This is a genomic window from Mycolicibacterium tokaiense (assembly GCF_010725885.1).
GTDB classification, from domain to species: domain Bacteria; phylum Actinomycetota; class Actinomycetes; order Mycobacteriales; family Mycobacteriaceae; genus Mycobacterium; species Mycobacterium tokaiense.
The window spans coordinates 661,465-685,617 of the sequence record NZ_AP022600.1; the positions used below are offsets into that span (position 1 = coordinate 661,465).

A 24,153-nucleotide genomic window follows, 5' to 3' on the forward strand; every position below is an offset into this window, starting at 1 on the left:
CTCGCGGTCAACTACGTCGGGTGCTGAGCGGACGCTGCGGCCGCGCTGAGATGAGAGCGTTCGATGAGGTGCGCGGGCGGGTCGGGTAAGACCACCTCTCGGGAGATCTGGAGATCGGCGTCGATGTGCACCAGCTCCCCGGACGCCAGTAACCGCCACGGCTCGTCGTCCATGGGTTCGCTGGCGAGGACCACCGCCGCCGCGCCGTCCAGCCGCTGACTGTCCGCATTGATTCGCTTGCTGCGCAACATGAATCGTCCGGGATCCACCGTGGTCCGGTCCAGCAGGTACAGGTCGTGGGTGTCGGGGTAGCGCAGCGCCCACAGATCGGTGGCGGTCGCCAGCAGCACGTTGACCGCGTAGATCGGCACGTGAACGCCGAGCCACGTCAGCGCCGCGACCAGCCCTGCGCCGACATCGCCGTGATGGGTGCGGATGTACGCGGTGATCAACGCGAAGACCCGCTCGGAGTCGGTGTCGCCGCGTACCAGGTCCGTGGCCCCGAGCTCAGCGAGGCGGGCGTCGAGGAGGTCCAGTCCACCCACCACCCCGTTGTGCGCGAAGATCCTGCCGTCTTGCAGAAACGGGTGGGTGTTCACCTCCGTCGCGGCACCCGCGGTGGCGTACCGGACATGAGCAATGAACGTCGAACCCGTCATCTGCCGGGCTTCGGTGGCGAAGTCGCTGTCGCGCCAGGCGGCGATCGGCTGCTTGCGCACCACCGGGGCGCCGCCGGCGTCGAACACGCCCAGGCCGGTGCCGTCGGGGTTGCGTCTGCTCTGCGCGGCGAGGCTGTCCGGTGCGTCCAGCAGCCAGAATGTCGCGGGCACGGCTTTGCCGGCGTGCAGTCCGAACAGTCGGCACATCAGTTCACCACCTCCGTCGTGACGCCATGGTTCCTGTCTACTCCGAGGCGGGGCGTGATTCCGCTGTTTACCGACTCAGATCATTCCGGGGTCACCGTCGGCGCCCCGCCCGGTGGGCGGCCCGTCTCTCCCACCACCGCGACATGGCCGCGCCCGGTTGCTCACGTACGTCATGCCCCATCCGTCATCTGACGGATGGTAGAGCCCAACAACCGTCCGCGATTCGGTGATTCACCCGATGTTCACCCTCCCCCGACCCGCCTAGATTTAGCGCATTCCGGCAGGTCAAGCCAGGGAGGAACTGATGAAAAGCACTGTGTGCGCCGCTATCCGAGCCATGCCCTCATACGTGAAAATGCTGGTGTTCTGGATGCTGTTCGGCACGAGCATTCTTCTGGCGATGGCGCCGCCGCTCTATCTGGCCGGGAGCGGTATCAGCACACTCGTGCTCGGTATCCCGTTCAGCGTGGCCTACTGGCTGGTGGACGCGCTGCTGGCAACAGGGGCGGTGTGGCTGCTGTGGATCGTGGAGAACATCCGCGATGAAGTCGGCGAAGAGCCGTCCGAGGCGGGCCTGTGATGGCAGCGATGACCGGATCGATGGTGATCACTCTGGGCTTGCTGGCCCTGTTCTTCGCGCTCATCGTGGTGGTGCTCTATGCCACCAACCGCAACGCAAAATCGTTCTCCGACTATGCCGTTGGCGGGCGGTCGTTCGGCAGCTGGTACATCGCCATGTCCTACACCAACTCCTGGTGGCCGGGCGCCACCTACACCGCGTTCTTCGGGCTCAGCGTGTCCGCTGGTGTGCTGGGTTTCTACGCGCTGGCTTACTCACTGCTCGGTGTGACGGCGATGTATCTGATGGCCGAGCGGGCGTGGCTGTGGGGCAAGCGGTACGACCTCCGCACTCAGCCCGACATGATGGGCCTGCGATTCGATTCGCAGGCGGTCCGCGTGATCGCGAGCCTCATCGGCGTTGTGTGTCTCTTCCCGTGGATCGTGCTCGGGATGCAGGCGATGGGACTGATCTTCCGGTTCGCCAGCTTCGGCCAGTGGTCAGTGACCACATGCCTGGTGGTCGGTGTGGCGGTGATCGCAGTCCGTCAGATCTGGACCGTGCAGATGGGCATGCGCGGCCTGGTCATCACCGACTTGGTTCAGGGCATCGTGGCCTACGGGCTGGCTGCGTTGGTCTGCCTCGGAATACTCTTCGGCCCAGCAGACTCCGCTGGTTTCGGAGCTCTGAGCAACATCCCCCAAACCCTGCTGAGCGTCCCCGGTGACGGCGGCAGGTACGGTTCCTGGTACCTGTTCTCGCTCGTGCTCACCGGAGTCATCGGCTCCCTGTGCTGGCCGACCAGTTACCAGCGGATCTACACCGCCAAGGGTGTACGCAGCGTCAAGAAAGGGACGCTGCACACGATGTGGATCGCCGGCGGCTTCTACGCCCTCCTGACCCTGGTGGCGTTGTCCGCAGCATCGATGACAGACATCGTGGCGGCTCCCCAGGACGGTTGGTTCACCCTGCTGTATGACCGCGGCGGTGTGTGGCTGCTCGGGTTGGCCCTGGTGATCGTGCTGGCCGCGAGCATGGGCTGGATCGATGGCTGTGTGCAGGTCTGCGGCGCTCAGATCGCCAACGACATCGTGCATGTTTTGTCGCCGCGCACCGACTTTCAGCTCAAGGTGGTGGCCAAGGGGTCCATGGTCGTCTACATGCTCGCCGCCGCAGTTGCCGCTTATGTCGCCTTCGATTACCCCCGTTTGCAACTGCTCGCCCAGATGTCCTATCAGGGCATCGTGCAGCTGGCCGTGCCGATGTTTTTGGGACTGTTTTGGAGGCGGGGCACCAAGGCCGCCGCGCTGTCGTCGATGACGGTGGGCTTCCTTGTCGCGGCGGTGCTCACCTATCTCTACCCCGACGACATCGCCGGCCTGGGCAGTCTCACCAGCGGCGTGGTCGCCCTGGCCGTCAACCTCGTGGTGTATCTGGCCGTGAGTCTTGCTGCCCCGCAGTCCGACAGCGAGCGACGCCGCGTCGACGAGCTGTTCGCCGCCGGCAGATCTCACCGCACTCCCACCGCTGCTACCGCGGCGGAGCACTGACCAGTCAAAGGAGCAACTATGAGCAGCAGGACAATCGAGGACGCGCACGCGCGGGTGAGTGCTCAGGTGGACGCGCTGGCCGAAGACATGATCACCACCTTGTCCGAGGTCATCGCGATCCCCAGCGTCAATCCCAAATATCCGGGCCAGGTGTACGACGACGTGGTCGGCGCGGAAGGCCGGGTGTCGAGGCTGATGGCCGAGCTCTATGCCGAGGCCGGCGCCGAGGTCGAGTGCTGGGCGGTGGAACCGGGCCGCGACAACGCCGTCGGTTCCATCACCGGCCGCGGCGGCGGCCGCTCCCTGATCTTCAACGGCCACGTCGATGTGGTGCCGCCCGGCAACCCCGACCGCTGGACCGCGGACCCGTTCTCCGGCCGCATCGATGACGATCGGGTCTGGGGTCGCGGTGCCAGCGACATGAAGGCCGGTCTGGTGGCGCAGGCGTTTGCGGCCAAGGCGATTCGGATGGCCGGGGTGTCCCTGCGGGGCGACCTGATTGTGCAGGCGGTTGTGGGTGAAGAAGTGATGGACCACGAATGCGGCGTGAGCTCGACGTTCCAGCACGGCTATCGCGCCGAGGCGGCCGTGGTGGCCGAGCCGAGCGGCCCCACCACACTGGCCGTCATCCCCGTCACGCCGGGGCTGCTCTGGTTCTCGGTCACCGTGCGCGGTAAAGCCACCCACTCCTCGATGCGAGGCCAGACCATCCGGGCCGGCGGTGGTGGAGCGCAGGTCGGCGTGAACGCCATCGACAAGGGCATGCTGGTGTTCCAGGCGATGGCGCGACTGGAAGACGAGTGGGCCTTCACCAAGAAGCACCCCCTGTTCGCACCTGGTCATTTCACGATCCACCCCGGTGTGGTCCAAGGCGGCCCGCACGGTGTGCTGGTGCCGTTCGTGCTGTCGGAGTACATGACGATCGAGTACTGCATCTGGTATCCGCCGCAGGACGATCCCGAGACTGTCAAAGCTGAGGTCGAAGCACAGATCGAGGCCATCGCACGGACGGACGGATGGCTGCGGGAGAACCCGCCGGTGGTGGAGTGGAAGCTCAACTGGCCGGCCAACGATCCCGGGGAATCCGCGGCCGACATCGTCGCCGCGGTGTCAGCGGCCCACGAACGAGTCGCCGGGAACACCCCGTATCAGGGGCCGGCGCAGGTTGCCGGCTTCTGCGCGGTAGAGGACTGCAGCTTCTTCACCGCCGCAGGAATTCCCTCCATCAGTTACGGACCGGGTGATCTGCGGGTGGCCCACGCCGACGATGAGTACTGCCTCATCGATGAGGTCCGGACGGCGGCGCGCACCTATGCGGCGCTGGCGCTCGACTGGTGTGGGATCGTCGAGTGAAACACTCTGTCACACAAAGGAAGTCAGCATCATGATCACCCTCACCGGAAAGCGCGCCCTGGTCACCGGGGCCTCGTCGGGAATCGGTCGTGCCATCGCCACCACCCTCGCCGAAGCCGGCGCCCACGTCTGCGTCGCAGATCTCACCGACCAGGCCCGCGAGGGCGGCGAAAGCACCGCGGCCATGATCGAGGCTGCGGGCGGATCGGCGGAGTTCACGACGATGGATGTCACCGACTCCGCGCACGTGGCCGCGGTGATCGGCGACCTCGACCAGCGCTTGGGCGGTCTGGACATCCTGGTGAACAACGCGGGGGTGCTGCGCCAAGGCAGTGTCACCGAGACCGACGATGAGAGCTGGCGTGCCCAGTTCTCCGTGAACGTGGACGGCACCTTTCACTGCACCCGGGAGATGCTGCGGGCCATGCTGGCCCGTGGCCGTCGCGGCAAGATCGTCAACATCAGCTCGATCAGCGGGTTCCGCGGCAATCCGGGTTTCGCGGCGTACTGCGCGAGCAAGGGCGCCATCGTGAACTTCACCCGCCAGGTCGGACTGGATTACGCCGCGCACGGCATCAACGTCAACGCCGTCGCCCCCGGGTTCGTCACCACCCAGATGACGGCGTTGTACGACCAGGCAACCCATGACGCCCTTGCGGCGCAGACTCCCCGCGGACGATGGGCCACGGCGCAAGACGTAGCCAATGCGGCGCTGTTCCTCAGTTCGTCGCTGGCCGATCACATCTGCGGGGAGAACATCCTGGTCGACGGCGGCTGGGCCATCGGAACGCCGGTGACCGTCGACGCCTGACGAGTCAGGTGGCGGGCCGCGCGTCGGCCGGCGGCACGATTCCCTCGGCCACGGCCTTACTGGCGGCGGCCACTCGGGTGGCGCAGCCCAGCTTGGCCAGGATGTGCTCGACGTGGGTGGCCACCGTCCGTGGGCTCAGGGTCAGTGCACCGCCGATCTCCGGGTTGGCCAGGCCCCGGGCCAGCAGGGTCAGCACCTCTACCTCGCGCGGTGAAAGCCGGTACGGGGCAGCGGATTCCCTGATCGTGACCAGACAGCCGGCCGCCAACAGGGTGGTGCGGACCTCATGGCAGTTGCCTTGCGGGGACACCCAGGTGAAGCGGCCGGGCATCCGCGTTCGACCGGCAAGCTCGTGCACCAGCGGTGAGCCGTCGCCCAGCCACCGATCGCGGGGGACATCGGGCAGTGCCACCAGGTGTCCGTCGCTGGTCAGCAGCACCGCCTCGTCGGCGTCCTGCACGGCGTCGGTCCAGCTCTGGGCCTCGACGGGGCGCATGGCGTCCATCAGCGGGGCGATCACCCGTTTCAGGGTGATCAGCAACTCGACAGCGGTATCGCTGATCGGCAGCGGAGAGTCGGAGCTGACGTGCAAGGCGCCGGTGTAGCGCCCGTCCCTGGTGAACAGGCAGCTGGTCGCGCCTTCGCGGAAACCGCCCGGGATGAAGATCTCGTGCGCGCTGAACATCCCCTGGTAGTTGGGAATGTCGCACCAGCGCAGCGGGGTGGGATTACGGAAACGCATGGTGAGGAACGCGGGATCCGTGGTGGCAAAGCCGGTGTTCAGGTAGTCCAGGACCGGCGTCGGATACCCCCGCTCGGCCACGGTGACGTGTCGGCCATCGCTCGGGTCCAGGGTCGACAACGCGGCCGCTTCGAGGGGGATGTGTTCGGCCAGCCGGTCGAGAACCGCGGCAGCGCGCGCCGGGACGGGTGCTGGGTCGGCGCAGATGCTCGCGATGTCTGCCACCAGGTCGAGTGGCGATGGACGCACATTCATCCGGCCCCCAGGGGATCACTCGCGATAACCGGTCAAGGGTATCGCTTGTGCTTGGATGTGGCACGGAGTCGGGGTCGCTTTCATCCGCCGCGGATCGGAGGCTGCACGAGATGACCATGTTCGCACGCGCGTTTGATGCCGCATGTGCGGGCTGAGTCCAAGAACTCCCGTGCCCCCAGTCGGACTCGAACCGACACTGTGCGGATTTTAAGAACGAGTTCACGGCAATCCGCCACCAGGCGAAATGGGCCGTCCCGATCGGCAACCCTGTTCCTGCGGAGACGATCTGGGCCGGTATCGGGTCGGCGCAGGACGCCGTTGAACCGACGTCGATTCGGCCTGGATCGCCCCTGGTCGCCGGGGTAACGGCGGGGCAGGGACTATTTGCTAATATTCTCGTCGCCTACCGACGATCATCGAGGTGCGTCCTAAGGAACGTCACGACTGGAGCCAGCTCCTCTTCGTCTTGACTGGTCGCGTATACCCGGCACGCCTCAGTCCCAACGTAAGCCTCATCCAACATCAAGAGGTTTGCAATCGCTCCGAGATAGTCATGGTGGTCTGTGACGGAACTTAGAGCCTCAGGCACGGAAATGGAGTACGGCTCGTTTGCAAAATGCGCCTGCACCGCAGGGTCATTGAAGACGACTTTCTCCGGCGGATCGTCACCCGGCAGAAGCTGAACAAAACTCCCAGCAGGCTCCATATCACCATCCCGCAGCCCAACCGCTCTCAAGCCGGCCGACCGCAACAGATCGACCGCCACCGGAATGTCCTGAGAAGCCCCCACTGGTAACACTTTTGAGCCAGCGAGGAGGTGATTGTCGCAACGTCGCATGATCTCGATCGTCATGTGGCGAGCAAACGAATCTTCTACACAGACGACGGCTTTGCGCTTATCTGCCGTGCCGTGCAAGTACGAGTCGATCTGGTAAGTGCTCAAACCGGGAGCCGCAGTGATTGAACCGTCTGGGCGCCGTTGCAGGTAGACGACAGAGTCGCGTCCCAGTTCCGACAGAATCGCAGAGCTGTGCGTGGTTATCACAATCTGGTGCCCGCGCCGAAAAGCCACCTCGACCAGATACCGTGCGAGTCGACGCTGAGCATCGCCGTGCAGCGACGTTTCCGGCTCCTCCAATACAAACAGGCTCTGGGCCGGAGCGGACTCCATCGTGTTAACCATGTAGACAACACGCCCCTCACCGAAGCCCATGTGATTTTCTGAGTAGCGTCGGCCGTTCCTCGTTGCCATTGCCAACTCCGCCCGTCGGGCACTGTGCTTAACCTCGGTGAAGTTGAGATCGTCATAGGGGAGCGCGAGAATCGTAGCGACATTCGCTGCGGCATCCGCGGAAAGCGGACGCGTTTCTCCGAGTTCGAGCGCACTCCCACGGTAGAAAGACAGGTCACGCCGCTCAACCTTCGGGATGAACTGAGTAAAGCCAATGTAGTAGCAGGACCGTTCAGGCTGCCGCTTGTATCCCGACCATTCCTTAGCCTGTCGGCTCACTGTGACGCGCTGCGGGTCTGCGCCCTTCTCGACGCAGTAGGTGTAGATGACTTGCGCATCCGATGTAAAGGGCTCTGGGTCTGCAGCCGATACCGGGAAGAAGTCCTTGACGTAATACCGCGAGAGTGCGGCTGTCACCGCCTTCCGATAGCCGCAGGTTAGGAGTTGCGCGATGGTGCTCTTCCCGGTGCCATTCATGCCGGAAAAGGCGGTCACGGGTGATTCGAAAGTCAGCGAGAGGTCCGCGACTCCCCTGAAACCGCGAATATCGAGCGACTGCACGATGGGGCCAAAGTTCGGATAGCGGTGATTCGGCCGAAATTTCGCAGCGAGCCGCCGAACATTGTCATCATGACTCACTCGCCCACACCTTTCAGCAGCACCGAGCCATTCATTTGCCGCGGTCGTGCACGCTACCAGGAGAGCGAGGATCAACTGAACAATTTCACAACGTTGTTCGGTAGCGCGTCGGACGGCTTCGTTTTCGTTTTGGCGGGCGGTTCGGGCAGCGTGTTGAGCGCACCGCCCTCGTCTTCAGGGATGTAGTCGCCGTAGACGTCCAGCGTCAGGGTGTATGTGCTGTGCCCGAGCCACTTTGACACCTGCATGAAATGTGTTCCGGCACTGAGCTGCAACACCGCGAACGTGTGACGTAGGTCGTGCAACCGCACGCCGCACGGGGCCGGAATCTGTTCACCGCGTGGGCCGGTGGCGGCAGGGCGGCTCGCTGGAAGCCCAATAGCCTCTAAGGCGGGCTTCAGGATCGTGTTGTAGAACGTGCCCATTGCCAGCGGCTGAGACCAGTCCAGTGGGACTGCGTAGCGGTGTCCTTCGGCCCGGTACCCGCCACCGTTCTTGCGGCTTGGCCAAAGCGGGGCGCTCGGCTCGTCGGGCCGGCCATGCGCGGGAACGATCCCAGTGCCCGCGACGTACGTGCGCATCCTCTCCGCGAGCCACGGCGGCAGCGGCACCGACCGCCGAGAACGCTTCGACTTCGGGTTGCCGGTGATCCACACACCGCCTCGGCGTTCCTTAGTGCGGCGCACCTGCACCGAACACCTCACTGCCGGCTCCCCTGCGCCGCCGGGACATGTGGGGCCGCTGCTGAAGACGAGATCCTGCACCTCCAACCCCGCCACCTCAGACGCGCGTAGACCCGTGTATGCCATGAACTCCACCATCAATCCGTAGATCGCGTACGCCGGAAGCGCGGACCGATGTAGTCGGCCGGAGTGACACCGGAGACTGCCGCGCTCAGCGCTCCCACCTGTACAGCGGTGAGCGGGTGATGTTCAAATCCGGACCTATCGCCGGTGGCGCGGCTAGCGGAGTAGTCCACGCGGTCGCACGGGTTAGAGATGATCGCGCCGTGGCGGAGTGCGTACTTCATGACCCGGTTGAAAGTGACCCACGCGTGCTTGACGGTCGCCGGGGCGAGGGTATCGCCGTCACCTTGTTTGGAGCGCTGCCTAACCAGCCCCGCCAGGTAGTCCTCGGCATCGCGCGGGGTGATCGATGCAATAGCCCTGGCGCCGAACCGCTCCAACACATACCGCTGCAGCAGGGCCTCGTTGTCTTCGAGGGTGGACTTCTTCAGCTTCCCGCTCGCACCTTCACCGCCTGCGCATCCAGCCATCCCCGTGCGTAGTGCCCGAACGGCAATTCGCCTGCCTTGCGCTGTTCGGCGAGAGTGCTGGTGCCGGTCGTGTGCTTTGCGGCGTTCAGCTCCGCTACCCGCGCCTCCGCAGCCTCACGCGTCGGGTGCGACTCCTGGCGAGCGCGCATCTTCTTCGGTCCATCGGGATAGGCCGGGATCGGCAGCCGAACCTGTCGCGGGCTGGCTCCCGCTACACCACCTCGTATCGCTTGACCGGTTTGCCCTTGCGGCGGGTGGAGGTCTCATGCGCGCGTATGTAGGCCATCAGAAACCGTCCTCTGCAATTGCGGCGCGCTGCTCGGGGGTGAGCTGGCTGGGGTGCTGCTTGGCAAGCGACTCCATGTATCGGCGTAGTTGTCTATTGCGAGGTTCCAGCACCGGCTCTGCGTGAAGGTCACGCGTCGCCGCCGCGAAGATCCGGTACTCCCGCGCGACCGCTGCCTTGTCGCTGGCATCGCGTTCCCGGTCCAGTTGTGCGCAGAGGCGGTTTGCCTCGCGGTTGCGGGGATTGGTCGTATACCTGCGGTCCGCACCCTTGTCGTAGTCGGCACTCATCGCGCGCTCACCTCCTCGGGAACCGCTGCAGCGGTCGCAGACTGGTAGATCCTGCGGGCGGTGGACGGCTGCCAGGTGGACCGCCCAGTCGGCGAGAGGATGCCTTCGGTCTCCAACTGTTTGGCAATAGCCCCGAAGCTCATGCCGGTGTAGTGGCTGGCACGTGCGACTACCCATAAGCATCGCCATCCAGCCGATGACACGTCTACTTCCGCCCCTGTCTACGGGGCCTGGCCGGGGACATCCCCTGTCGCCTAGAGCCCAGTGCGGTACTCGTATGCGAGAGGCGACAGATCAGCCTCGTCGATAGACCAAGGCATCCACAGTTGGAGTTCACCACCAGATGCGGTGGGCTCTTCTGCCTCGCGGTCGAGGCGAATGCTGTGCACGACGGCAAGGGCGTTGGCTGGATGTTGTCCTCGATGCAGTGAGACCTCGTTCCGGGTCAGGATCACCGATGCACCACTCGTAGTGGTGCCCTTTACCTCAACCATCACGATGGCGTCGCCCTTGGTCGCCCAAACGTCATAAGATTCGGTGGCCCCGACATCCTCGGTGGAGTATCCGAGTTCAATCTCGAAGTGCTCACGCACAACCTGGACTGCCCGTACTTCGATGGCCTTGTTCTGGGCAGCGGTCAACAGCCGCCCAAAGCGCTTTCTGCGTGGATTGGCTAGTTCCTCAATCGCGCCCTGTACATCAGCGATTGGGTCCTCGCGGGAACCCGTAAACGGTGCGGTATCCATGAATCCCAACCGCTCCAACAGCGGCAGATAGGCGCGTTCGCTGCCAATCTTTGTGGCAACAACGTCTATCAACGCTTCAACGAAGCTCGACCTGTCGAGCGACTTGATGTACCGCGCAAACTCCTCCGATAGTCCAGCCGACAAGTTCAAGGACTTGACTTGAGCATCCGTGACCTTCTCCGGTGGATTCGGCGTCTCTAAGTCCCAGAGCCAGTCCCCCACCGCTGTTCGCGGTGCCGAAGCGAGAGCGATCCAGGGCATCACCAGATCGGGAGCCGTTGTTGCGACGGCGAAGGGCGCGAGAAGTTGTGCCAACTCCTCGCGAGCATCTTTGAAGGGGACCATCCGCGGCCCTCCGCCTAACACCCGACTGATCGCCCAGAGAAGAACAACGTACTGATACGGCGCGGGTCTGCCGTGGGTGCGATCGACGCGCAGCTTCGTCATCACGTAGAGAAAGCCGTAGTCGACGTGGAAGCCTAGGCGGCGGAGCACAGGTTCGGCTCCCCGGTAGCCGCCCGTGAAGTCAGCGCTCGTTAGGTAGTCACCCGTCACCAGTCCGTGCGCAATACCGACCACCGGTTTCGAGTCGAAGAACTTGCCCTTGTAGACGAGGCGGTAGCTCCGCGCCTCACCGAAGTGAAGCTCTTCTAGCAGCCGTGGCCCCTCGGCCGGATCACCGAGGAGCGCGATCGCACCGAGTACATGTTCCGAACGGATATCCGCGAACGCCATACGGCCATCGTAGGAACCTGGGCCGACACCCTTTCGCCCCAAGCACCCGAGTTAGCTAGGCGAACGCCTGTTCCGCTCGGACGCCGGGGCAACGCCGGGGTGAACGTGGGCATTTAGCCCAGGTAGGTAGTGAAAATATCGATCTATCAGGTCTTTCTCGGTGCCCCCAGTCGGACTCGAACCGACACTTGGCGGATTTTAAGTAAGCGCAGTCAACAGTGGTCGAGTTTGACCCGTTGTGCCGCAACAGCTTTCGCTAACAGCGGTGGCGAGCTGGCCCCGAGATGGAACACTTTGGGAACACTTTTCGCCTCTCATTTCATGACAACTTGGCTAGGCAGGGCCGGCTGGGACTGATTCGCATCTAGCGCCTTAAACAGCTTCTGCTGCTTCCGCGTGCCGAGCGGCTTCTTCTCGATGGTCGTGATGCCGTCCACGATGCAGTTCGTATCGTTATAGACCCGCTTAAGCTGTGCGAGCAGTCGCGCGCGCCCATCAGCGTCTCCATCCACGAAGATGTGATCGGACCCTGGCGGCTGGAGCACGTTATTCCACTCGACTACCGCTGCCTGCACGGTGGCGATGTATGCGGCGATCTGCTCGGGCGTCGGGGCGATGTAGTCGTTCACATGAGGTCGGAGCATCTCCATCAAGTTTTCCAGCTGCTCTTTCCCGCCCTGCGAGGGCATCTGATTCGCTTCTAGCTGCTGAACCGCGACGCGGAAGTGGTGCTGGTTCACCAAACGCAGCGTCTTCTTGAGATTGGTCTGTAGCTGTGTCTGGCGTTCATGAACCGGCTTGTAGCGGAGAAGCCAGTAGTTACGGATACCGAGAGCCAGACCACCGAGGCCGGAAGCAGTTGCGATGACGGTGAAAATCCACATACACGCAGGCTATCCGAGCGGGCCGACACAAGTTTTAGATGACAGGCGGGGGAACCTTCGGAGTCTTCCTCTGGTAATTGTCCCAGGGCGTCGAAGTGAAGCCCTTCTCTCGCATGTCATCACGCGCCTGTTCAACGAAGTCATCAGTTTGTCGCTGAAATACATCGATAAATTCGTAGAACGCCTTCTTGGCATCGTCTGGCGTGTACTCGGCTTTGCCAATAGCCTTGCGGATTACGTTGGTGAAGTTGTTGAGCTCATCGCTGGCGGTCCTCTGCGCCGCCACGACCGCGAAGGGCTCGGTCGTCATACGCGCCACCGCTATGACTGCACTAACGACCCTTGTTGCAGCATCCAGTACCTCTGGAGAGGCGGTGAGCTTCAACTTGTTGTGCGGCCCTGCAATCCGGTTCTGCGCCTCGGCGACCCTCTGCCCATGAGCGATCTTTTTGTCGGCGGCAGGGTCGTCGTTGCCCTGCAAGTTGTTTACGAAGTCGCGAATCGCATTGAACGCGCCCTCCATGTCAATGGTCGAAATGAGGATTTCGGTAGTGACCTGGGTGAACTCCTCGGCTGCCGCGATCAGGCTCTCGTCCTGGCGACGCTTCTCAGCCCGCTGTTCCTTCTGCTCCTCGGTGAGGTCTTCGCGCCACTCTTGTCGGTCACGCATGTCATGGTCGTGCGCGAACTTCCGCTTGTCCGCAGCCTTTGTGGTGAAGTACGTGCCGATGCTGCCGAGTGAACCGAGCAGAACGCCACCTGCCCAGAACTCAGGTGTGGTGACGTACTCAAGCCATCCGCTCATGCGGGCAGCATAGTGGCAGGGTCCGACACTTCGGCGTGGCAACATATTCTCAAAATCAACAAAACGTGCTTAATTGGGAACAGCACTTTTACATTCACGGCCAAGTTAAGGAGAACCAACCTATAGATGTAAAACAATCAAATGACGTGGCGGCGCCCAGCCGTCACGAGACGCCTATCGAAGACGTCCAGGACCTGATTAACTTCTTAACCAAGCAAGTCTCTAGGTACGACTCATATCGACGCAACGAAGTATTCGTACAGATCAAGGACGCACCTGGCGTGGTAGCTTACGCTCAGGTGGTGGATGACAACTTCATCCTCGACATCGAGCCCCGCAATCAGATCGGGTATCACGAAGAATAAACTAAACCACTTGGCCGTGGTTGTAAGCGTGCACAAAAGGGGGCGCATCCTAATCTCGCCGCTTCTTAGCCGGATGCCAGATCATCCACCACGCCCTTTTTGTGGCACTCGTCCAGTTGGACAGTAGTTGTCGCGGGCTGCGGCGTTGGTGCCAGTGGCGCTCCCATAGCCCTTTGTAATACTTGACTTGCTTTAGCTTGTTCCGCCGGATGCCCTGTCCGCCAATATCTATGACGATTGCCCATTCGTAAGAATTCACATCAATGAATATGACCCACAGCTGATAGATAATGCCCATGCGGTCGTTGTCGAACTCCTGCCGAAGCGTTTCTCCCGGCTCGACAGTCGCACGACCACCGCTGAAGGACAGGGGCTTGATGTCTTGCGCGTTTTCCCAGTCCTGCTTGATCTCAGCTAGCGAGGAAAGAAAGACCGTATGCGCACCCGGAAAAAGCGTGCGACGAAACGACTTTCGTACGAGTTCTGCACGCAAACCACGGATCGCGGCCGCTGAGTTATTGGTGACTTCCAACTCCATCACCCATCGACCGCGATCCTCGTCTCCTAGCCGGATGTGCGACTCGCTCGCCTTCGCGGCGACCAGCATTGCCTGCTTCCGCTTGTCCTGCCGGTGCTGAAACATGTAGTAGGCAACAGCAACGATCGCAGCACCACTAGTTCCGACCGCACCTACCCACTCGGCAGCATTCCCCCATGCGGATGCGAGGAACGGGTACTGCCAGAGATCACCCCAGTTCACGGGACGATTGTGCATGACGGCGAATCGCGACGACCCGTAGACGTGCCGGTCTAGTGTGGACTCCGCGCCCTCCAAGAAGCTCAACTCAATCTACGACCGCGACGGCAACTTTGACAACGAGCCTTACGTCATTGAACTGCGACGTGTCTGGCATTCCGCTGAAGGCTGAGGTCGCATGGAGGCAGCGGACTACGGGTCTACACAGACTTCCTTAACGGACCAGCCTCAACCCCGGTTGCAGCACGTTCCCCCCTCACACGCAGCGGATCCAGGTTGAACGACTGTTCACGCAGACTTGGAACATAAATGGAACAACATCGGACCGCCTAACAGGGGTCAGAGACCCCTAACCAGCACCGATACGGTGCCCCCACCGGGACTCGAACCCGGAACACACGGATTTTAAGTCCGCTGCCTCTGCCAATTGGGCTATGGGGGCCGCCGCTCGACCACTGAGGTTAACGCCTTGCCCCACCACGTGGCGCACCGCACGGCCTTCCCGAGAATCTCCCAAGAATCCGTAGAGACGCCATGGGCAGGCTGACTGCATCGAGCACCATCAGCGGTGTTCAAAAACCGGAGAGGCCACACCGTGATCAATATCCTGCGTACCGCACTCGTCGCGGCCACCGTCGGCGCGGCTGCACTGGGTCTGGCGGGTGGCGCCGCCGCCGCACCGCTGAACGACCCGCTGGGTCTGTGCGCCACCCACAACACCGAGGGCGAGTGCCTTTACGGTGCCGCCGGACCGTCGCGCAGCATCGACGTGACCTTCCCGGCCGGCGGACCGCAGGAACAGCAGATCGTGGACTACGCGACCAAGACTGTCAACGACTTCACCGACATGGCCGGCGAACTCGGCACGCTGGACAACCCACTGCCGCTGGAGGATCTCTCCATCGCCGGAACCCGGTACACCTCCGGCACACCCCCGACCGGCACCCAGAGTGTCGTCCTCGAGGTCAACCAGATGATCCGGGGCGCAGCACATCCCATGGACTGGTATCAGAGCTTCACCTACAACGATGCCACCCAGCAGCCCGTCACCTTCAATACCTTGTTCCGCCCGGGCACCACCCCGCTTCCGGTCATCGTGCCCATCGTCGAACAGCAGCTCAGCGAACAATCCGGCGCGCCGATCACGCTGGACCCGGCCATCGGGCTCGACCCGGCCAACTATCAGAGCTTCGCCGTCACCGACGACGCCGTGCTCTTCTTCTTCGGCAAGAATCAGATCCACGCGGCCTACGGCGCAACCAGCGTCAGCGTCCCGCGCAGCGCGATCGCGGACCTGCTGACGCCCGGAATCTGATCCAGCCCAGCCGTATTCAGGAACCCGAGTAGCCGTCACCGCCAGAGGGACCGTCCTGGCCGTTCTCGCCGTCGCTGCCGTTCTCACCGGCCTGCCCGGCCGAGCCCGACGCCAGCCCGCCCCGGCCGCCGGCTCCCCCGGTGCCGCCCAGACCACCGTCGCCACCGCCACCACCCGGCCCGCCGGTACCGCCGGACCCGGGCTCGCCGTTGCTGCCACTGCCCTCACCGCCGGGGCTGCCATAACCACCGTTGCCGCCGCTGCCCCCATTACCGCCGCCGGCGCCCTGACCGCCCTGACCGCCGGTCCCCCCGCTGCCGCCATTGCCGCCGTTGCCGGAGAACAGGCCGCCACTGCCGCCGCGACCACCGTTGCCACCAGCCAGACCGTCGCCGCCACCGGCACCGGCGCCGCCCTCACCGCCGTTGCCCCCGCTGCCGCCCTGGGCATCTCCGTCGGTGGAGGACGCATTGCCGCCATCGGCGCCATTGCCGCCGTCGGCGCCGGTCCCGCCGGGACCACCGCTGCCGCCGGATCCGGCGGTGACCGATCCGTCGCCGCTGAGGTCGCCGCCGCGTCCACCGTTACCGCCGTTGTGGCCAGGCCCGCCGGCGCCGCCGTTGCCACCGGCTGACCCGTTGGCACCCGGCTCGCCGTTGGTGGCAGGCGGGCCCGTGGGAGACGGATTGACACCGGGATTGCCCTCGACGCCATTGCCCCCGTTGCCGCCGTGCCCACCGTTGCCGGACAGCAGCCCACCGTGTCCGCCGTTGCCGCCCGCGCCACCGTAGATGCCGTTACCGCCATTGCCACCGTTGCCGACCAGTCCGGCCGAACCGCCGTTGCCGGCGGCCTGGCCGGGCAACCCCTCGCCGCCGTTGCCACCGTTGCCGAACAGCAGACCGCCGCGGCCGCCGTTCTGTCCGGGCAGGCCGTCACCGCCGTTTCCGATCAGCAGGCCGGCGTTCTGGCCGGGCCCACCGTCGGAGACGAAAACGGCAATGACGTCAGCGACCACGTCGTTCAGGTCGGCGCCCGACCCGATGAACGCGCTCGGCGCACGGTCGCCGGATTCGGTGGCGTACAGCCACCACGGTGTTGATGAATTCTGCTGCTGGACAGTCGAATCGGTATCAGCTGCGGCAACGGGCGACGCGGCGAGCAGCCCCGCCCCCGCGCACGCGACACCGGCCAACAGAGCAGAACGCGGAATGACGTTCATCGACGGACCCCCTCAGATCCCGTCGGACGTTACGCCGCAAACAGCCGCGCGCGGCGCGAATCGGCAAGGTGGACGCCATATGTTCGAGATGTGGGGCTTACCGCGTCGAAACATCACGCTCGGCAATATCGACTATAACGACAAGTTGTTTTTGCCAGAGAACGCCAGCACCTACGCTGAAATCATCACGATGCCTTCGGGCAATTCCCATGCAACCAGCTCAGGTGTGTTTTCGCTTGCGCCTGCCTTCCTCTAGGAGATCTTCAGGTGTCCGCCCAAGAAGTTTCTGCACCACCCGGGAAGAACCAGCTCAAGTCCCTTCGCGCGGCCATAGCCGGCAATGTCCTGGAGTGGTTCGACTGGACCCTCTACGCCATCTTCTCGACCTACATCGCTGCGCATTTCTTCGACAATTCCGAGCCCACATCGGCACTGTTGTCCACATTGGCGGTATTTGCCGCCGGCTTCCTGGCACGCCCGCTCGGCGGGTTGGCATTCGGTCGGTTGGCCGATATCAGAGGCCGCAAGTTCGTTCTGGTCGCAACGATCAGCACCATGTCGATGGCCTGCTTGATGATCGCGTTCATCCCCAGTTTCGAGAGCATCGGCGTGTGGGCCTCGGTCCTGCTGCTGGTCGCCCGACTGCTCCAAGGCTTCGCCCACGGCGGCGAATCGGGCGTCGCGTACACCTACGTGTCGGAGATTGCACCGGCGCCGAAGCGCGGCTTGTGGTCCAGCTCGGTATTTTTCGCAGTGACGCTCGGTGTCATGCTGGCCACACTGCTCGGTGCGTTGTTCAATGCCGTGCTCGGTCAGCAAGCAGTCGCCGACGGGGCCTGGCGCTGGGCGTTCGTCGTCGGCGCCGCGTTCGGCCTGTTCGTCCTTGTTCTGCGCCGATCAGCCACCGAGACAGAGGAATTCGTGTCCTCGGAGTCAACACCGGATCAGTCCGGCGCCGCGGTACGATGGACCGCCGGCAGGAAGTTCAAAGCCGGGGCCCTGGTGGTTCTGCTCTCCTGCGGGCACAACTGCGCCTACTACGTCTGGGCCATCTTCGCCTCCTCGCTGGCCATCTCCGATCGGGGCATGGACGCCACCGACGCGTTCACCGCGAGTCTGCTGGCCCAGGCTGTTGCCCTCGGCGCACTGGTGCTGTGCGGGCGGCTGTCGGACAAGTACGGTCGACGCCCGATGATCATTGCCTTCGGCCTGTTCGCCATGGTCTCGTTCTATCCGCTGTCGCTGCTGATCACCGACCAACCCTGGACGTTGTTCGTGGCCCAGGCCGCCGGCATGAGCATCTGGGCCATGGGCGCCGCGATGTACCCGGCCTTCATCTCCGAACTCTTCCCCACCCACATCCGCGCCACCAGCGTCGCTTTCGCAACATCGGTCTCGGTGGCGTTGTTCGGCGGGACGGCGCCGTATCTGCTCACCTGGTCCGCTGACATCGGTAGCGGGTGGATCTTCTGGGCCTGGACGGCCCTGCTCGCCGGCCTCGCCGTGATCGGTGGCACCCTCGTCAAGGAGACGCGCGGAACCGACCTCGGCAGTGTCCAGTGGCCGTACCGGGAACGCACACCGCAGGGACAGCCGACGAAGGTGAGCACACCATGACCCCGTGGGGAAACGTCGCCTATCCGCGACAGCTGCCGGCCCGCAAGCCCGACGGGCACCAGCCCCGCGCACCACGGTGGACCCTGGCGTACACCGAACCGGTAACAATGCTGACCAGTGAGTACCTCGGGATCCAGGTCGAGTCGTGGGAGTCCGTCGGGGTGCAAGCCTTCCTGGAGCGGATCCGCGCCTCGCACAACATCCCGCATCCCGGAGCGCCCGAGGCCTGGGAATTGTTGGCCTGCACCGACGACGCGGGACTGCTCAACATCATCCACCTCGCCTACTGGCGCAACCCGCTGCATCACGAAACGTGGTATTCAAGTGCACCTTTGGGGCGGTGGTATGACGGTCTGGACGCCGCCACCATCGCGTTCGGCGCGTGGCGGGAGGTGATTCAGGTTCCGTTGGATCACGCCGAGACCATCTATTCAGACCCCCGTGGGTCCTTCGGGTTGGCCGCCTGCCCCGGCACCGAGGTCGAGTCCATGACCGTCAACGGATACTTCGGGGCGGCCCGTGACCGGCTGCCGGTCTCGGCCATCGACCCGCTGCAGGTGGCACAGACCACGCGGCCACCGAACACCTTCCGCGAGACCCGCGGCCGTCGTCTGCGTGCGGAAACTCACCACAACATGGCGGTGATCCGGTCCGGGCAGTTCTGGGCCGCGGCAGGAACCGAACAGCGCACCGACTACGAGGAGAGCCTGCAACCCAAGCTGTCGGAAGGCATGCAGTACCTGTCACGTCACAAGGAAGCCACCGGCACGCTGGCGCTGCGTGAGCTCACCAGCCTGAATCGCGACACCCTGACACCCAGACGGGAAACCAGTACCTACGCCCACTTCCAGAGTCTGGCCGATGTCGAGGCCTGGGCCGAGGACCACCCCACCCATCATGCGATCTACGAGCATGCGATCGACAAGAACCGCGAGTATGGATCGGATCGCGAGGTCACCACCTGGCACGAAGTGTTCATCATGCCCAGCAGTGCCCGGTTCGAGTACGTGAACTGCGATCCCATGACAGGGCTGCTGCCATCGGCCCGGACCGTCCTCGCAGTGGAATAGGGGCGCGCCCGTGGTCACCGACGGTCCCGTACATCTGCGCAGCCATGATCTGAACCTTCTGGTGGTCTACGCGGTACTGATGGAAGAGCTGAACGTCACCCGTACAGCGGTGCGGCTGAACATGAGTCAGGCGGCGGTGAGCGCCAGCCTGCAGCGGCTACGCAAGATGTTCGACGATCAGCTCTTTGTCCGCGCCAGCGGAGGCATGGCTCCCACCGCCAAGGCGCGGCAGATCCACGCGGCAGTCGCCGCCGGTCTGGGGAATCTGCGCGAGGCCATCGACGGCGTGGCCTCTTTCGATCCGTCCACCGAGCGCGCGGTGTTCCGCTTCGGTATGTCCGATGACCTCGAGGCGGTCTTCATGCCGCGAATCATCCAGACGCTCAGCGAAATGAGCCCCGCGTCCTCAGCGCACTGCATTCAGACCCGTCGGGTCGAGGTGGAGGGTCTGGTCAGCTCAGGGCAGGTGGACATCGGCATCGCGGCGTCCTCGGCGTGGGGTTCGGAGATTCGCACCCGGGACCTGTTCACCTCGTCCTACGCCTGTGTGTACAACCCGAGGTTGCTCGGCCGGCAGGGACCGCTGTCCTACGCCGACTACGTGGCACTCCCCCACCTGATGATCTCGGCCGACGGAACCCGCGGCATTGTCGACGATGTGCTGCACGCGGAGGGACACACACGCCAGATCATCGCATCCACAGGACATTTCGCGATGGTTCCGATTCTCCTGAGCCGGGTGGCGGCGGTGGCCACCATGCCCGAATTCGCTGCCCGCGTGTTCGCCGAGTCGATGGAGCTCAGCGTGAGCACACCACCGATCCAGCTCCCGCAGTTCACCGTGAAGACGCTGTGGCACCAATCTCAGGACCGCTCGCCGGCGCTGACCTGGATGGTCGGCGTGATCGAGGACATCGCAACAGAGTTGAAGGAGTTCCAATGGTTCGAGTAGCAGTGGCGCAACTGGGTTCGGTGGCGTTCGACAGTGCAGCCACCACTAACAAGGCCGTCGCCGCCATTCGCGAAGCCGGCCGTGGGGGCGCTCGCGTCGTAGTCTTTCCCGAAGCGTTCCTGGGCACCTACCCCAAGGGACTCAACTTCGGCAGTCCGGTGGGCCGACGCACCGAGGAAGGCCGCGACGAGTATCTGAGGACATGGCGCAGCGCCGTCGAACTCGACGGCCCGGAGCTCGCGGCGATTGCCGATGCTGCCCAACAGGAATCGGTGTTCGTCGTCATCGGGGTGATCGAGCGCGCCGGACGCACGTGCTACTGCACCGTCGTCATGATCGACGAGCACGGCGTCACCGTCGGGTATCACCGCAAGCTGATGCCCACCGGAGCGGAGCGGCTCATCTGGGGTTTCGGTGACGGATCGACCCTGCCCGTGGTGGATTCGCCCGCGGGGAAGCTGGGCAGCGTCATCTGCTGGGAGAACTACATGCCGCTGATGCGCACGGCGATGTACAGCCAGGGCATCGAGATCTACTGCGCGCCCACCGCCGACGACCGCGACACCTGGATGAGCACCATGCGGCACATCGCGCTGGAGGGACGGTGCTTCGTCATCACCGCCTGCCAGGTGATGCGTCGACGCGACTATCCCCAGGACTATCAGACCGAGTTCGGTACCTCACCGGAGGACGTCCTCATGCGCGGGGGAAGCGCGGTCATCTCCCCGCGCGGTGAGGTGCTGGTGGGCCCGGTGTACGACGAGGAGCACGTCATCTACGCGGACCTGAACACCGATGACCTGGTGCGGCAAGCCCTCGACTTCGACGCCGTGGGGCATTACGCCCGCGCGGACGTCTTCCGTCTGCACGTCGACACCGAGGCCAAAGTGCCTGTCGCACTGCACCCCAAGGCGGTTCAGTCCCGGGTCGCAGCCCCCGATTCGACATCCACGTCGACGTCGTCGGTACCGTTGGCCGTGCGGATGTCGAAAGAGTAGCGCTGCCGGGCACGGTCTGGTCGGCCACCGCCAGCGCACGGTCGAGATCTACGGGGAACGTCGTGGCCGCCAGGTCAGCATCAGGGCCCGGGTCGGAGGCTGCACTGACGGAGGCGGATGACTCGTAACAGGACCGATTTCCATTCCATCCCAACAGGGCGCACCATCAGCGCGATGCGGGATGGCAGCACACCGCGCCGCACAGCGACAAGTAAGCCAACCTGCCCGCACGGTGTTCCGTGCGGGCAGGCGGCGGTCGGTGGAATGCGGCGGCTATGCGGTGAGAGCGGCCCCGGCCTTCTTCTGCAGTATTTCCAGTGCCTGCAGCAAATAGGTACGGAAGACAGCGTGGTTCTCGCTCATCGGGAAGTGACCGATGCTCTTCATCTCGATGAATTCGCCGCCCTTGATCTGCCCCGCGGTGCGGGCGCTGTCCTCGGGGGTGGTGAGGTAGTCGTAGTCGCCGGTGAGCATGACGACGGGGCAGCGGTCTCCGTCGATCTCGCCCAGCTTGTCGCGTAGATCGTGGTCGACCGAGTAGAAGTGCAGGTCGCCCTTGAACGCTTCCGAGCCTTGGCTGTAGTAGAACCAGGTCTTCCAGCGATCAGCATCGGGCGACTGCGGGGCCATCAGATCCCAGACGCCGCTGGCACAGACCTGGGCTGCATTGGCGTGGGGGTGCTGCCACCAATCCAGGTAAAAGCCGGGCGAGTAGTCGGCACCCTCGACCGGGATGACGCCGGCGAAGCGTTCGGGATGGCGTAGAGCCAGTTGCAGTGCGATGTTGCCGCCGAAAGAGGAACCCATGAAGATCGGGTTCTCCAACTCCAGCGCATCGACGAGCGCCACGATGAAGTTCGCGAAGTGATCGGCAGAGAGTTGATATTCCTCGGTCCACCACTGGGCGTTCTCCGGCGGGTCGGACTTGCCGTGCCGGGGCAGGTCATAGGCGATCACGCGGTAGTCCTGGGTGATCTCGTCGTCTTCGAGAAGGCCTCGCCACTGATGGTTGTGGCATCCCGCGGTGTGCTGGCAGACCAGCGGTTGGCCCTTTCCGTTCTCGAGGTAAAAGACCTTGTACAGAAGCCCGTCGACGTCAACGTCGACGTAGTGCCCGGTAACGGGGGAAATCTTGCTCATTGTTGTGTCCTTGACGCTGGTGGTGGTTGTCGGCGAAGTGATCGAAGGCGGCGGATCAGACGGGAACGCCGACGGTACGAAGCAGTTCGAATTGGCGGGTGAAGCACCGCAGGTTCTGCATCAGCACCAGAATGTCCCCCTCGAGCTTCAGGTCCCGCTGGAAGCTCGCCGACCAGATGCCGTGATACATCGGCGCCGGCACCGGTACGCCGAAGTTCTGCCAGGTGTCCGCACTAGCGCGGAGCGCGAATTGATACGCCACGTCGAGGGGGCCGGGATCGATCGCGACGTTGACGACCTGGCCGCGGCTGACCTCGACGACAAAGGTCCGGTCGGTCATGTCGAGCAGGTAGGAGCACGTGAAGTACTTGCCGTGCGCCTGAATCTCCGGGTCGCCGTTGCTCGCCTGGGCGAACGCGTCGGCCCACTCGGCGGCAGTCGTTGCCGAGGTTGTGACAGTCATGATGATTCCTTCGCGGGAGGTGGAAACCGAGACAGGATTTCTGCTCGTCATGCTGGCGAGACCGACGTGGAACAAATCGTTCCGAGCGAATCACCGTGCATGCTTTCCATCACACTCGCCACCAGGAGTGACGTCCAATACCTATCGGCAACCGATCGATAGGCAAGAACTAATGGTGGTAGCAGACGTGGACAACTAACGTTGAGTTGTGCTCCCCTCAATGGACCTGCGACTTTTGACGTACTTTGTCGCGGTCGCCGAGGAGTTGCACTTCGGTCGTGCCGCCGCCCGTCTGCACATCGCGCAGCCGTCTCTGAGCATCCAGATCCGCAAGCTCGAGCACTCTCTCAACGCGCCGCTGTTCGTACGCACGAGCCGCCATGTCGAACTCACTGCAGTCGGGGAACTGCTGCTCGACGGCAGCAAGCGGCTACTCAGTGAAGCGGAACGATTGGCCTGGCAGATTCAAGATGCGGGCCGCCACGGATCTCACCGTCCCCTTGTGGTCGGCTTCCAGGCCAACGCCGCCGCAGAGCTGACCCCCAAGATTCTCAACGCCTTTCACGACCTCCATCCCGACATCGAGGTCGACATGCGTTCCCACGACTTCACCGATCCCTCTGTGGGACTGGCCGACGGTTCAGTGGACGTCGCGTTTCTACGCCCGCCCGTGCTCGTGCAGGATTGGCTGGGCATCGAGACGCTGTTCATCGAGCCACGCGTCCTCGTCGTTTCGGCGACGTCACCGTTGGCCGACGTCGCCGAGATCAGCGTCGAGCAGGTATTGGACCAACCTTTCATCGCACGCAAGTCGCCCGACGCGTGGCGCACTTTCTGGCTCGCCGCCGACAGTCGTCATGGGACGCCTGTTCAGCTCGGCGCCGAGGTTTCCACCGTCGACGAATGTTTCGAGGCCATTCTCGCCGAGCGCGGGATGGCTTTTTCCCAGGCCTCCACCCAGCGTTTTTATGACCGCCCGGGCTTGGCGTTCATCCCCGTCACAGATATCCCTCCGACGATCCTGACGATCGCCTGGCGCACCGACGTCGACTCCCCCGTCGTGGGTGATTTCGTGGAAACGGCGAAAGCTGTCGCATCGCTGAGCCCGATTCCCAACTCCTGGATCCCCAACCAGCCTTCGGAAGTCCAGGTGCCGCCGGCCAAAACCGATACGTGGCCGGAAGTTTCACGTTTGCGACGGGTGCAGTAACAACACCCGCGCTCCG

At 63.8% G+C, this 24,153-nt stretch carries 25 protein-coding genes and 1 tRNA gene; 12 read left to right on the top strand and 14 right to left on the bottom strand.

All coding sequences use genetic code 11. The features are described from left to right. Nucleotides 1–11 precede the first annotated feature (11 nt). Nucleotides 12–866 (bottom strand): class II glutamine amidotransferase, encoded by an 855-nt coding sequence (locus tag G6N58_RS03170; RefSeq protein WP_115279750.1) that lies wholly within the window; start codon nt 864–866, stop codon nt 12–14. Nucleotides 867–1,170: 304 nt separating this feature from the next. On the opposite strand from G6N58_RS03170, the gene G6N58_RS03175 reads away from it, so the two are divergent. Genes G6N58_RS03175 through G6N58_RS03190 form a run of 4 tightly spaced genes read left to right on the top strand, consistent with a single transcriptional unit; the run spans nt 1,171 to nt 5,139 of the window. Further along, the gene (locus G6N58_RS03175; protein ID WP_147289374.1) at nt 1,171–1,446 is read left to right on the top strand and encodes a hypothetical protein; all 276 of its coding nucleotides are present in this window, start codon (nt 1,171–1,173) and stop codon (nt 1,444–1,446) included. 8 nt (nt 1,447–1,454) lie between these two features. Continuing rightward, entirely contained in the window at nt 1,455–2,975 is a 1,521-nt protein-coding gene (locus G6N58_RS03180; RefSeq protein ID WP_232067712.1) for a sodium:solute symporter family protein, read from the top strand. A gap of 18 nt (nt 2,976–2,993) precedes the next feature. Continuing rightward, nucleotides 2,994–4,328 carry a M20 family metallopeptidase gene (locus G6N58_RS03185; protein ID WP_115279748.1) on the top strand — a complete coding sequence of 445 codons (1,335 nt, stop codon included), beginning with the start codon at nt 2,994–2,996 and terminating at the stop codon, nt 4,326–4,328. Nucleotides 4,329–4,359: 31 nt separating this feature from the next. Further along, nucleotides 4,360–5,139: an SDR family NAD(P)-dependent oxidoreductase gene (locus G6N58_RS03190; protein ID WP_115279747.1), complete on the top strand. Its 780-nt coding sequence runs from the start codon at nt 4,360–4,362 to the stop codon at nt 5,137–5,139. Between the two features lie 4 nt (nt 5,140–5,143). Here G6N58_RS03190 and G6N58_RS03195 read toward each other — a convergent pair whose 3' ends face one another. The 8 genes from G6N58_RS03195 to G6N58_RS03230 all read right to left on the bottom strand — a co-directional run bounded on the left by G6N58_RS03195 (nt 5,144) and on the right by G6N58_RS03230 (nt 13,028). Continuing rightward, nucleotides 5,144–6,106, bottom strand: a complete 963-nt coding sequence (locus tag G6N58_RS03195; protein ID WP_163907869.1) for a helix-turn-helix transcriptional regulator — start codon at nt 6,104–6,106, stop codon at nt 5,144–5,146. A gap of 433 nt (nt 6,107–6,539) precedes the next feature. Next, nucleotides 6,540–8,006, bottom strand: a complete 1,467-nt coding sequence (locus tag G6N58_RS03200) for an ATP-dependent nuclease (RefSeq protein WP_115279745.1) — start codon at nt 8,004–8,006, stop codon at nt 6,540–6,542. Nucleotides 8,007–8,077: 71 nt separating this feature from the next. Continuing rightward, the gene (locus G6N58_RS30700) at nt 8,078–8,776 is read right to left on the bottom strand and encodes a site-specific integrase (protein WP_232067713.1); all 699 of its coding nucleotides are present in this window, start codon (nt 8,774–8,776) and stop codon (nt 8,078–8,080) included. Between the two features lie 50 nt (nt 8,777–8,826). After that, entirely contained in the window at nt 8,827–9,282 is a 456-nt protein-coding gene (locus tag G6N58_RS30705) for a hypothetical protein (RefSeq protein ID WP_115279743.1), read from the bottom strand. Between the two features lie 285 nt (nt 9,283–9,567). Further along, entirely contained in the window at nt 9,568–9,858 is a 291-nt protein-coding gene (locus G6N58_RS03210; RefSeq protein WP_115279742.1) for a hypothetical protein, read from the bottom strand. Between the two features lie 254 nt (nt 9,859–10,112). Then, nucleotides 10,113–11,339, bottom strand: a complete 1,227-nt coding sequence (locus G6N58_RS03220) for a ScoMcrA-related endonuclease (protein WP_115279740.1) — start codon at nt 11,337–11,339, stop codon at nt 10,113–10,115. Between the two features lie 314 nt (nt 11,340–11,653). Continuing rightward, nucleotides 11,654–12,223: a hypothetical protein gene (locus tag G6N58_RS03225; protein ID WP_115279739.1), complete on the bottom strand. Its 570-nt coding sequence runs from the start codon at nt 12,221–12,223 to the stop codon at nt 11,654–11,656. 34 nt (nt 12,224–12,257) lie between these two features. Continuing rightward, entirely contained in the window at nt 12,258–13,028 is a 771-nt protein-coding gene (locus G6N58_RS03230) for a hypothetical protein (protein WP_115279738.1), read from the bottom strand. A gap of 146 nt (nt 13,029–13,174) precedes the next feature. Here G6N58_RS03230 and G6N58_RS03235 point away from each other — a divergent pair, with 146 nt between their 5' ends. Next, nucleotides 13,175–13,393 (top strand): hypothetical protein, encoded by a 219-nt coding sequence (locus G6N58_RS03235; RefSeq protein WP_147289373.1) that lies wholly within the window; start codon nt 13,175–13,177, stop codon nt 13,391–13,393. A gap of 49 nt (nt 13,394–13,442) precedes the next feature. Here G6N58_RS03235 and G6N58_RS03240 read toward each other — a convergent pair whose 3' ends face one another. Together G6N58_RS03240 and G6N58_RS03245 are read right to left on the bottom strand one after the other, a co-directional pair. After that, entirely contained in the window at nt 13,443–14,153 is a 711-nt protein-coding gene (locus G6N58_RS03240; protein WP_147289372.1) for a hypothetical protein, read from the bottom strand. 365 nt (nt 14,154–14,518) lie between these two features. Next, nucleotides 14,519–14,592 (bottom strand) — tRNA-Leu (locus G6N58_RS03245). A gap of 153 nt (nt 14,593–14,745) precedes the next feature. On the opposite strand from G6N58_RS03245, the gene G6N58_RS03250 reads away from it, so the two are divergent. Next, nucleotides 14,746–15,465, top strand: a complete 720-nt coding sequence (locus G6N58_RS03250; protein ID WP_179968208.1) for an esterase — start codon at nt 14,746–14,748, stop codon at nt 15,463–15,465. 16 nt (nt 15,466–15,481) lie between these two features. Here G6N58_RS03250 and G6N58_RS30530 read toward each other — a convergent pair whose 3' ends face one another. After that, nucleotides 15,482–16,687: a PGRS repeat-containing protein gene (locus G6N58_RS30530; RefSeq protein ID WP_174904651.1), complete on the bottom strand. Its 1,206-nt coding sequence runs from the start codon at nt 16,685–16,687 to the stop codon at nt 15,482–15,484. Between G6N58_RS30530 and G6N58_RS03260 the strand changes: the two genes are divergently transcribed. Genes G6N58_RS03260 through G6N58_RS03280 form a run of 5 tightly spaced genes read left to right on the top strand, consistent with a single transcriptional unit; the run spans nt 16,677 to nt 21,324 of the window. Continuing rightward, on the top strand, nt 16,677–16,943 hold the full coding sequence (locus tag G6N58_RS03260; RefSeq protein WP_147289371.1) for a hypothetical protein: 267 nt from the start codon (nt 16,677–16,679) through the stop codon (nt 16,941–16,943). The two genes, G6N58_RS30530 and G6N58_RS03260, sit on opposite strands and share 11 nt — an antisense overlap. An 11-nt stretch (nt 16,944–16,954) precedes the next feature. After that, nucleotides 16,955–18,304, top strand: a complete 1,350-nt coding sequence (locus G6N58_RS03265) for an MFS transporter (protein ID WP_115279735.1) — start codon at nt 16,955–16,957, stop codon at nt 18,302–18,304. Beyond that, a complete protein-coding gene (locus tag G6N58_RS03270; RefSeq protein ID WP_115279734.1) occupies nt 18,301–19,374 on the top strand; it encodes a phenylacetaldoxime dehydratase family protein in 1,074 nt (357 codons plus the stop codon). Before G6N58_RS03265 ends, G6N58_RS03270 begins: the two co-directional genes overlap by 4 nt. A gap of 10 nt (nt 19,375–19,384) precedes the next feature. Continuing rightward, the gene (locus tag G6N58_RS03275) at nt 19,385–20,326 is read left to right on the top strand and encodes a LysR family transcriptional regulator (RefSeq protein WP_115279733.1); all 942 of its coding nucleotides are present in this window, start codon (nt 19,385–19,387) and stop codon (nt 20,324–20,326) included. Then, complete coding sequence (locus G6N58_RS03280; protein ID WP_115279732.1) at nt 20,314–21,324, top strand: carbon-nitrogen hydrolase family protein; 1,011 nt, start codon at nt 20,314–20,316, stop codon at nt 21,322–21,324. The genes G6N58_RS03275 and G6N58_RS03280 overlap by 13 nt, the downstream gene beginning before the upstream one ends. A 273-nt stretch (nt 21,325–21,597) precedes the next feature. On the opposite strand, the gene G6N58_RS03285 is transcribed toward G6N58_RS03280, so the two are convergent. Both G6N58_RS03285 and G6N58_RS03290 read right to left on the bottom strand, forming a co-directional pair. Continuing rightward, nucleotides 21,598–22,464 carry an alpha/beta fold hydrolase gene (locus tag G6N58_RS03285; protein WP_115279731.1) on the bottom strand — a complete coding sequence of 289 codons (867 nt, stop codon included), beginning with the start codon at nt 22,462–22,464 and terminating at the stop codon, nt 21,598–21,600. A gap of 55 nt (nt 22,465–22,519) precedes the next feature. After that, nucleotides 22,520–22,927, bottom strand: a complete 408-nt coding sequence (locus G6N58_RS03290; protein ID WP_115281846.1) for a hypothetical protein — start codon at nt 22,925–22,927, stop codon at nt 22,520–22,522. Nucleotides 22,928–23,147: 220 nt separating this feature from the next. Between G6N58_RS03290 and G6N58_RS03295 the strand changes: the two genes are divergently transcribed. Continuing rightward, nucleotides 23,148–24,137, top strand: a complete 990-nt coding sequence (locus G6N58_RS03295) for a LysR family transcriptional regulator (RefSeq protein WP_115279730.1) — start codon at nt 23,148–23,150, stop codon at nt 24,135–24,137. Nucleotides 24,138–24,153 lie beyond the last annotated feature (16 nt).

Bases quoted from the DNA above. Each gene is read 5' to 3' on its own strand.
- G6N58_RS03170 (WP_115279750.1), bottom strand. From the start codon at position 866: ATGTGCCGACTGTTCGGACTGCACGCCGGCAAAGCCGTGCCCGCGACA.
- G6N58_RS03175 (WP_147289374.1), top strand. From the start codon at position 1,171: ATGAAAAGCACTGTGTGCGCCGCTATCCGAGCCATGCCCTCATACGTG.
- G6N58_RS03180 (WP_232067712.1), top strand. From the start codon at position 1,455: ATGACCGGATCGATGGTGATCACTCTGGGCTTGCTGGCCCTGTTCTTC.
- G6N58_RS03185 (WP_115279748.1), top strand. From the start codon at position 2,994: ATGAGCAGCAGGACAATCGAGGACGCGCACGCGCGGGTGAGTGCTCAG.
- G6N58_RS03190 (WP_115279747.1), top strand. From the start codon at position 4,360: ATGATCACCCTCACCGGAAAGCGCGCCCTGGTCACCGGGGCCTCGTCG.
- G6N58_RS30705 (WP_115279743.1), bottom strand. From the start codon at position 9,282: ATGGCTGGATGCGCAGGCGGTGAAGGTGCGAGCGGGAAGCTGAAGAAG.
- G6N58_RS03210 (WP_115279742.1), bottom strand. From the start codon at position 9,858: ATGAGTGCCGACTACGACAAGGGTGCGGACCGCAGGTATACGACCAAT.
- G6N58_RS03220 (WP_115279740.1), bottom strand. From the start codon at position 11,339: ATGGCGTTCGCGGATATCCGTTCGGAACATGTACTCGGTGCGATCGCG.
- G6N58_RS03225 (WP_115279739.1), bottom strand. From the start codon at position 12,223: ATGTGGATTTTCACCGTCATCGCAACTGCTTCCGGCCTCGGTGGTCTG.
- G6N58_RS03230 (WP_115279738.1), bottom strand. From the start codon at position 13,028: ATGAGCGGATGGCTTGAGTACGTCACCACACCTGAGTTCTGGGCAGGT.
- G6N58_RS03260 (WP_147289371.1), top strand. From the start codon at position 16,677: ATGACGTTCATCGACGGACCCCCTCAGATCCCGTCGGACGTTACGCCG.
- G6N58_RS30530 (WP_174904651.1), bottom strand. From the start codon at position 16,687: ATGAACGTCATTCCGCGTTCTGCTCTGTTGGCCGGTGTCGCGTGCGCG.
- G6N58_RS03270 (WP_115279734.1), top strand. From the start codon at position 18,301: ATGACCCCGTGGGGAAACGTCGCCTATCCGCGACAGCTGCCGGCCCGC.
- G6N58_RS03280 (WP_115279732.1), top strand. From the start codon at position 20,314: ATGGTTCGAGTAGCAGTGGCGCAACTGGGTTCGGTGGCGTTCGACAGT.
- G6N58_RS03285 (WP_115279731.1), bottom strand. From the start codon at position 22,464: ATGAGCAAGATTTCCCCCGTTACCGGGCACTACGTCGACGTTGACGTC.
- G6N58_RS03290 (WP_115281846.1), bottom strand. From the start codon at position 22,927: ATGACTGTCACAACCTCGGCAACGACTGCCGCCGAGTGGGCCGACGCG.
- G6N58_RS03295 (WP_115279730.1), top strand. From the start codon at position 23,148: ATGGACCTGCGACTTTTGACGTACTTTGTCGCGGTCGCCGAGGAGTTG.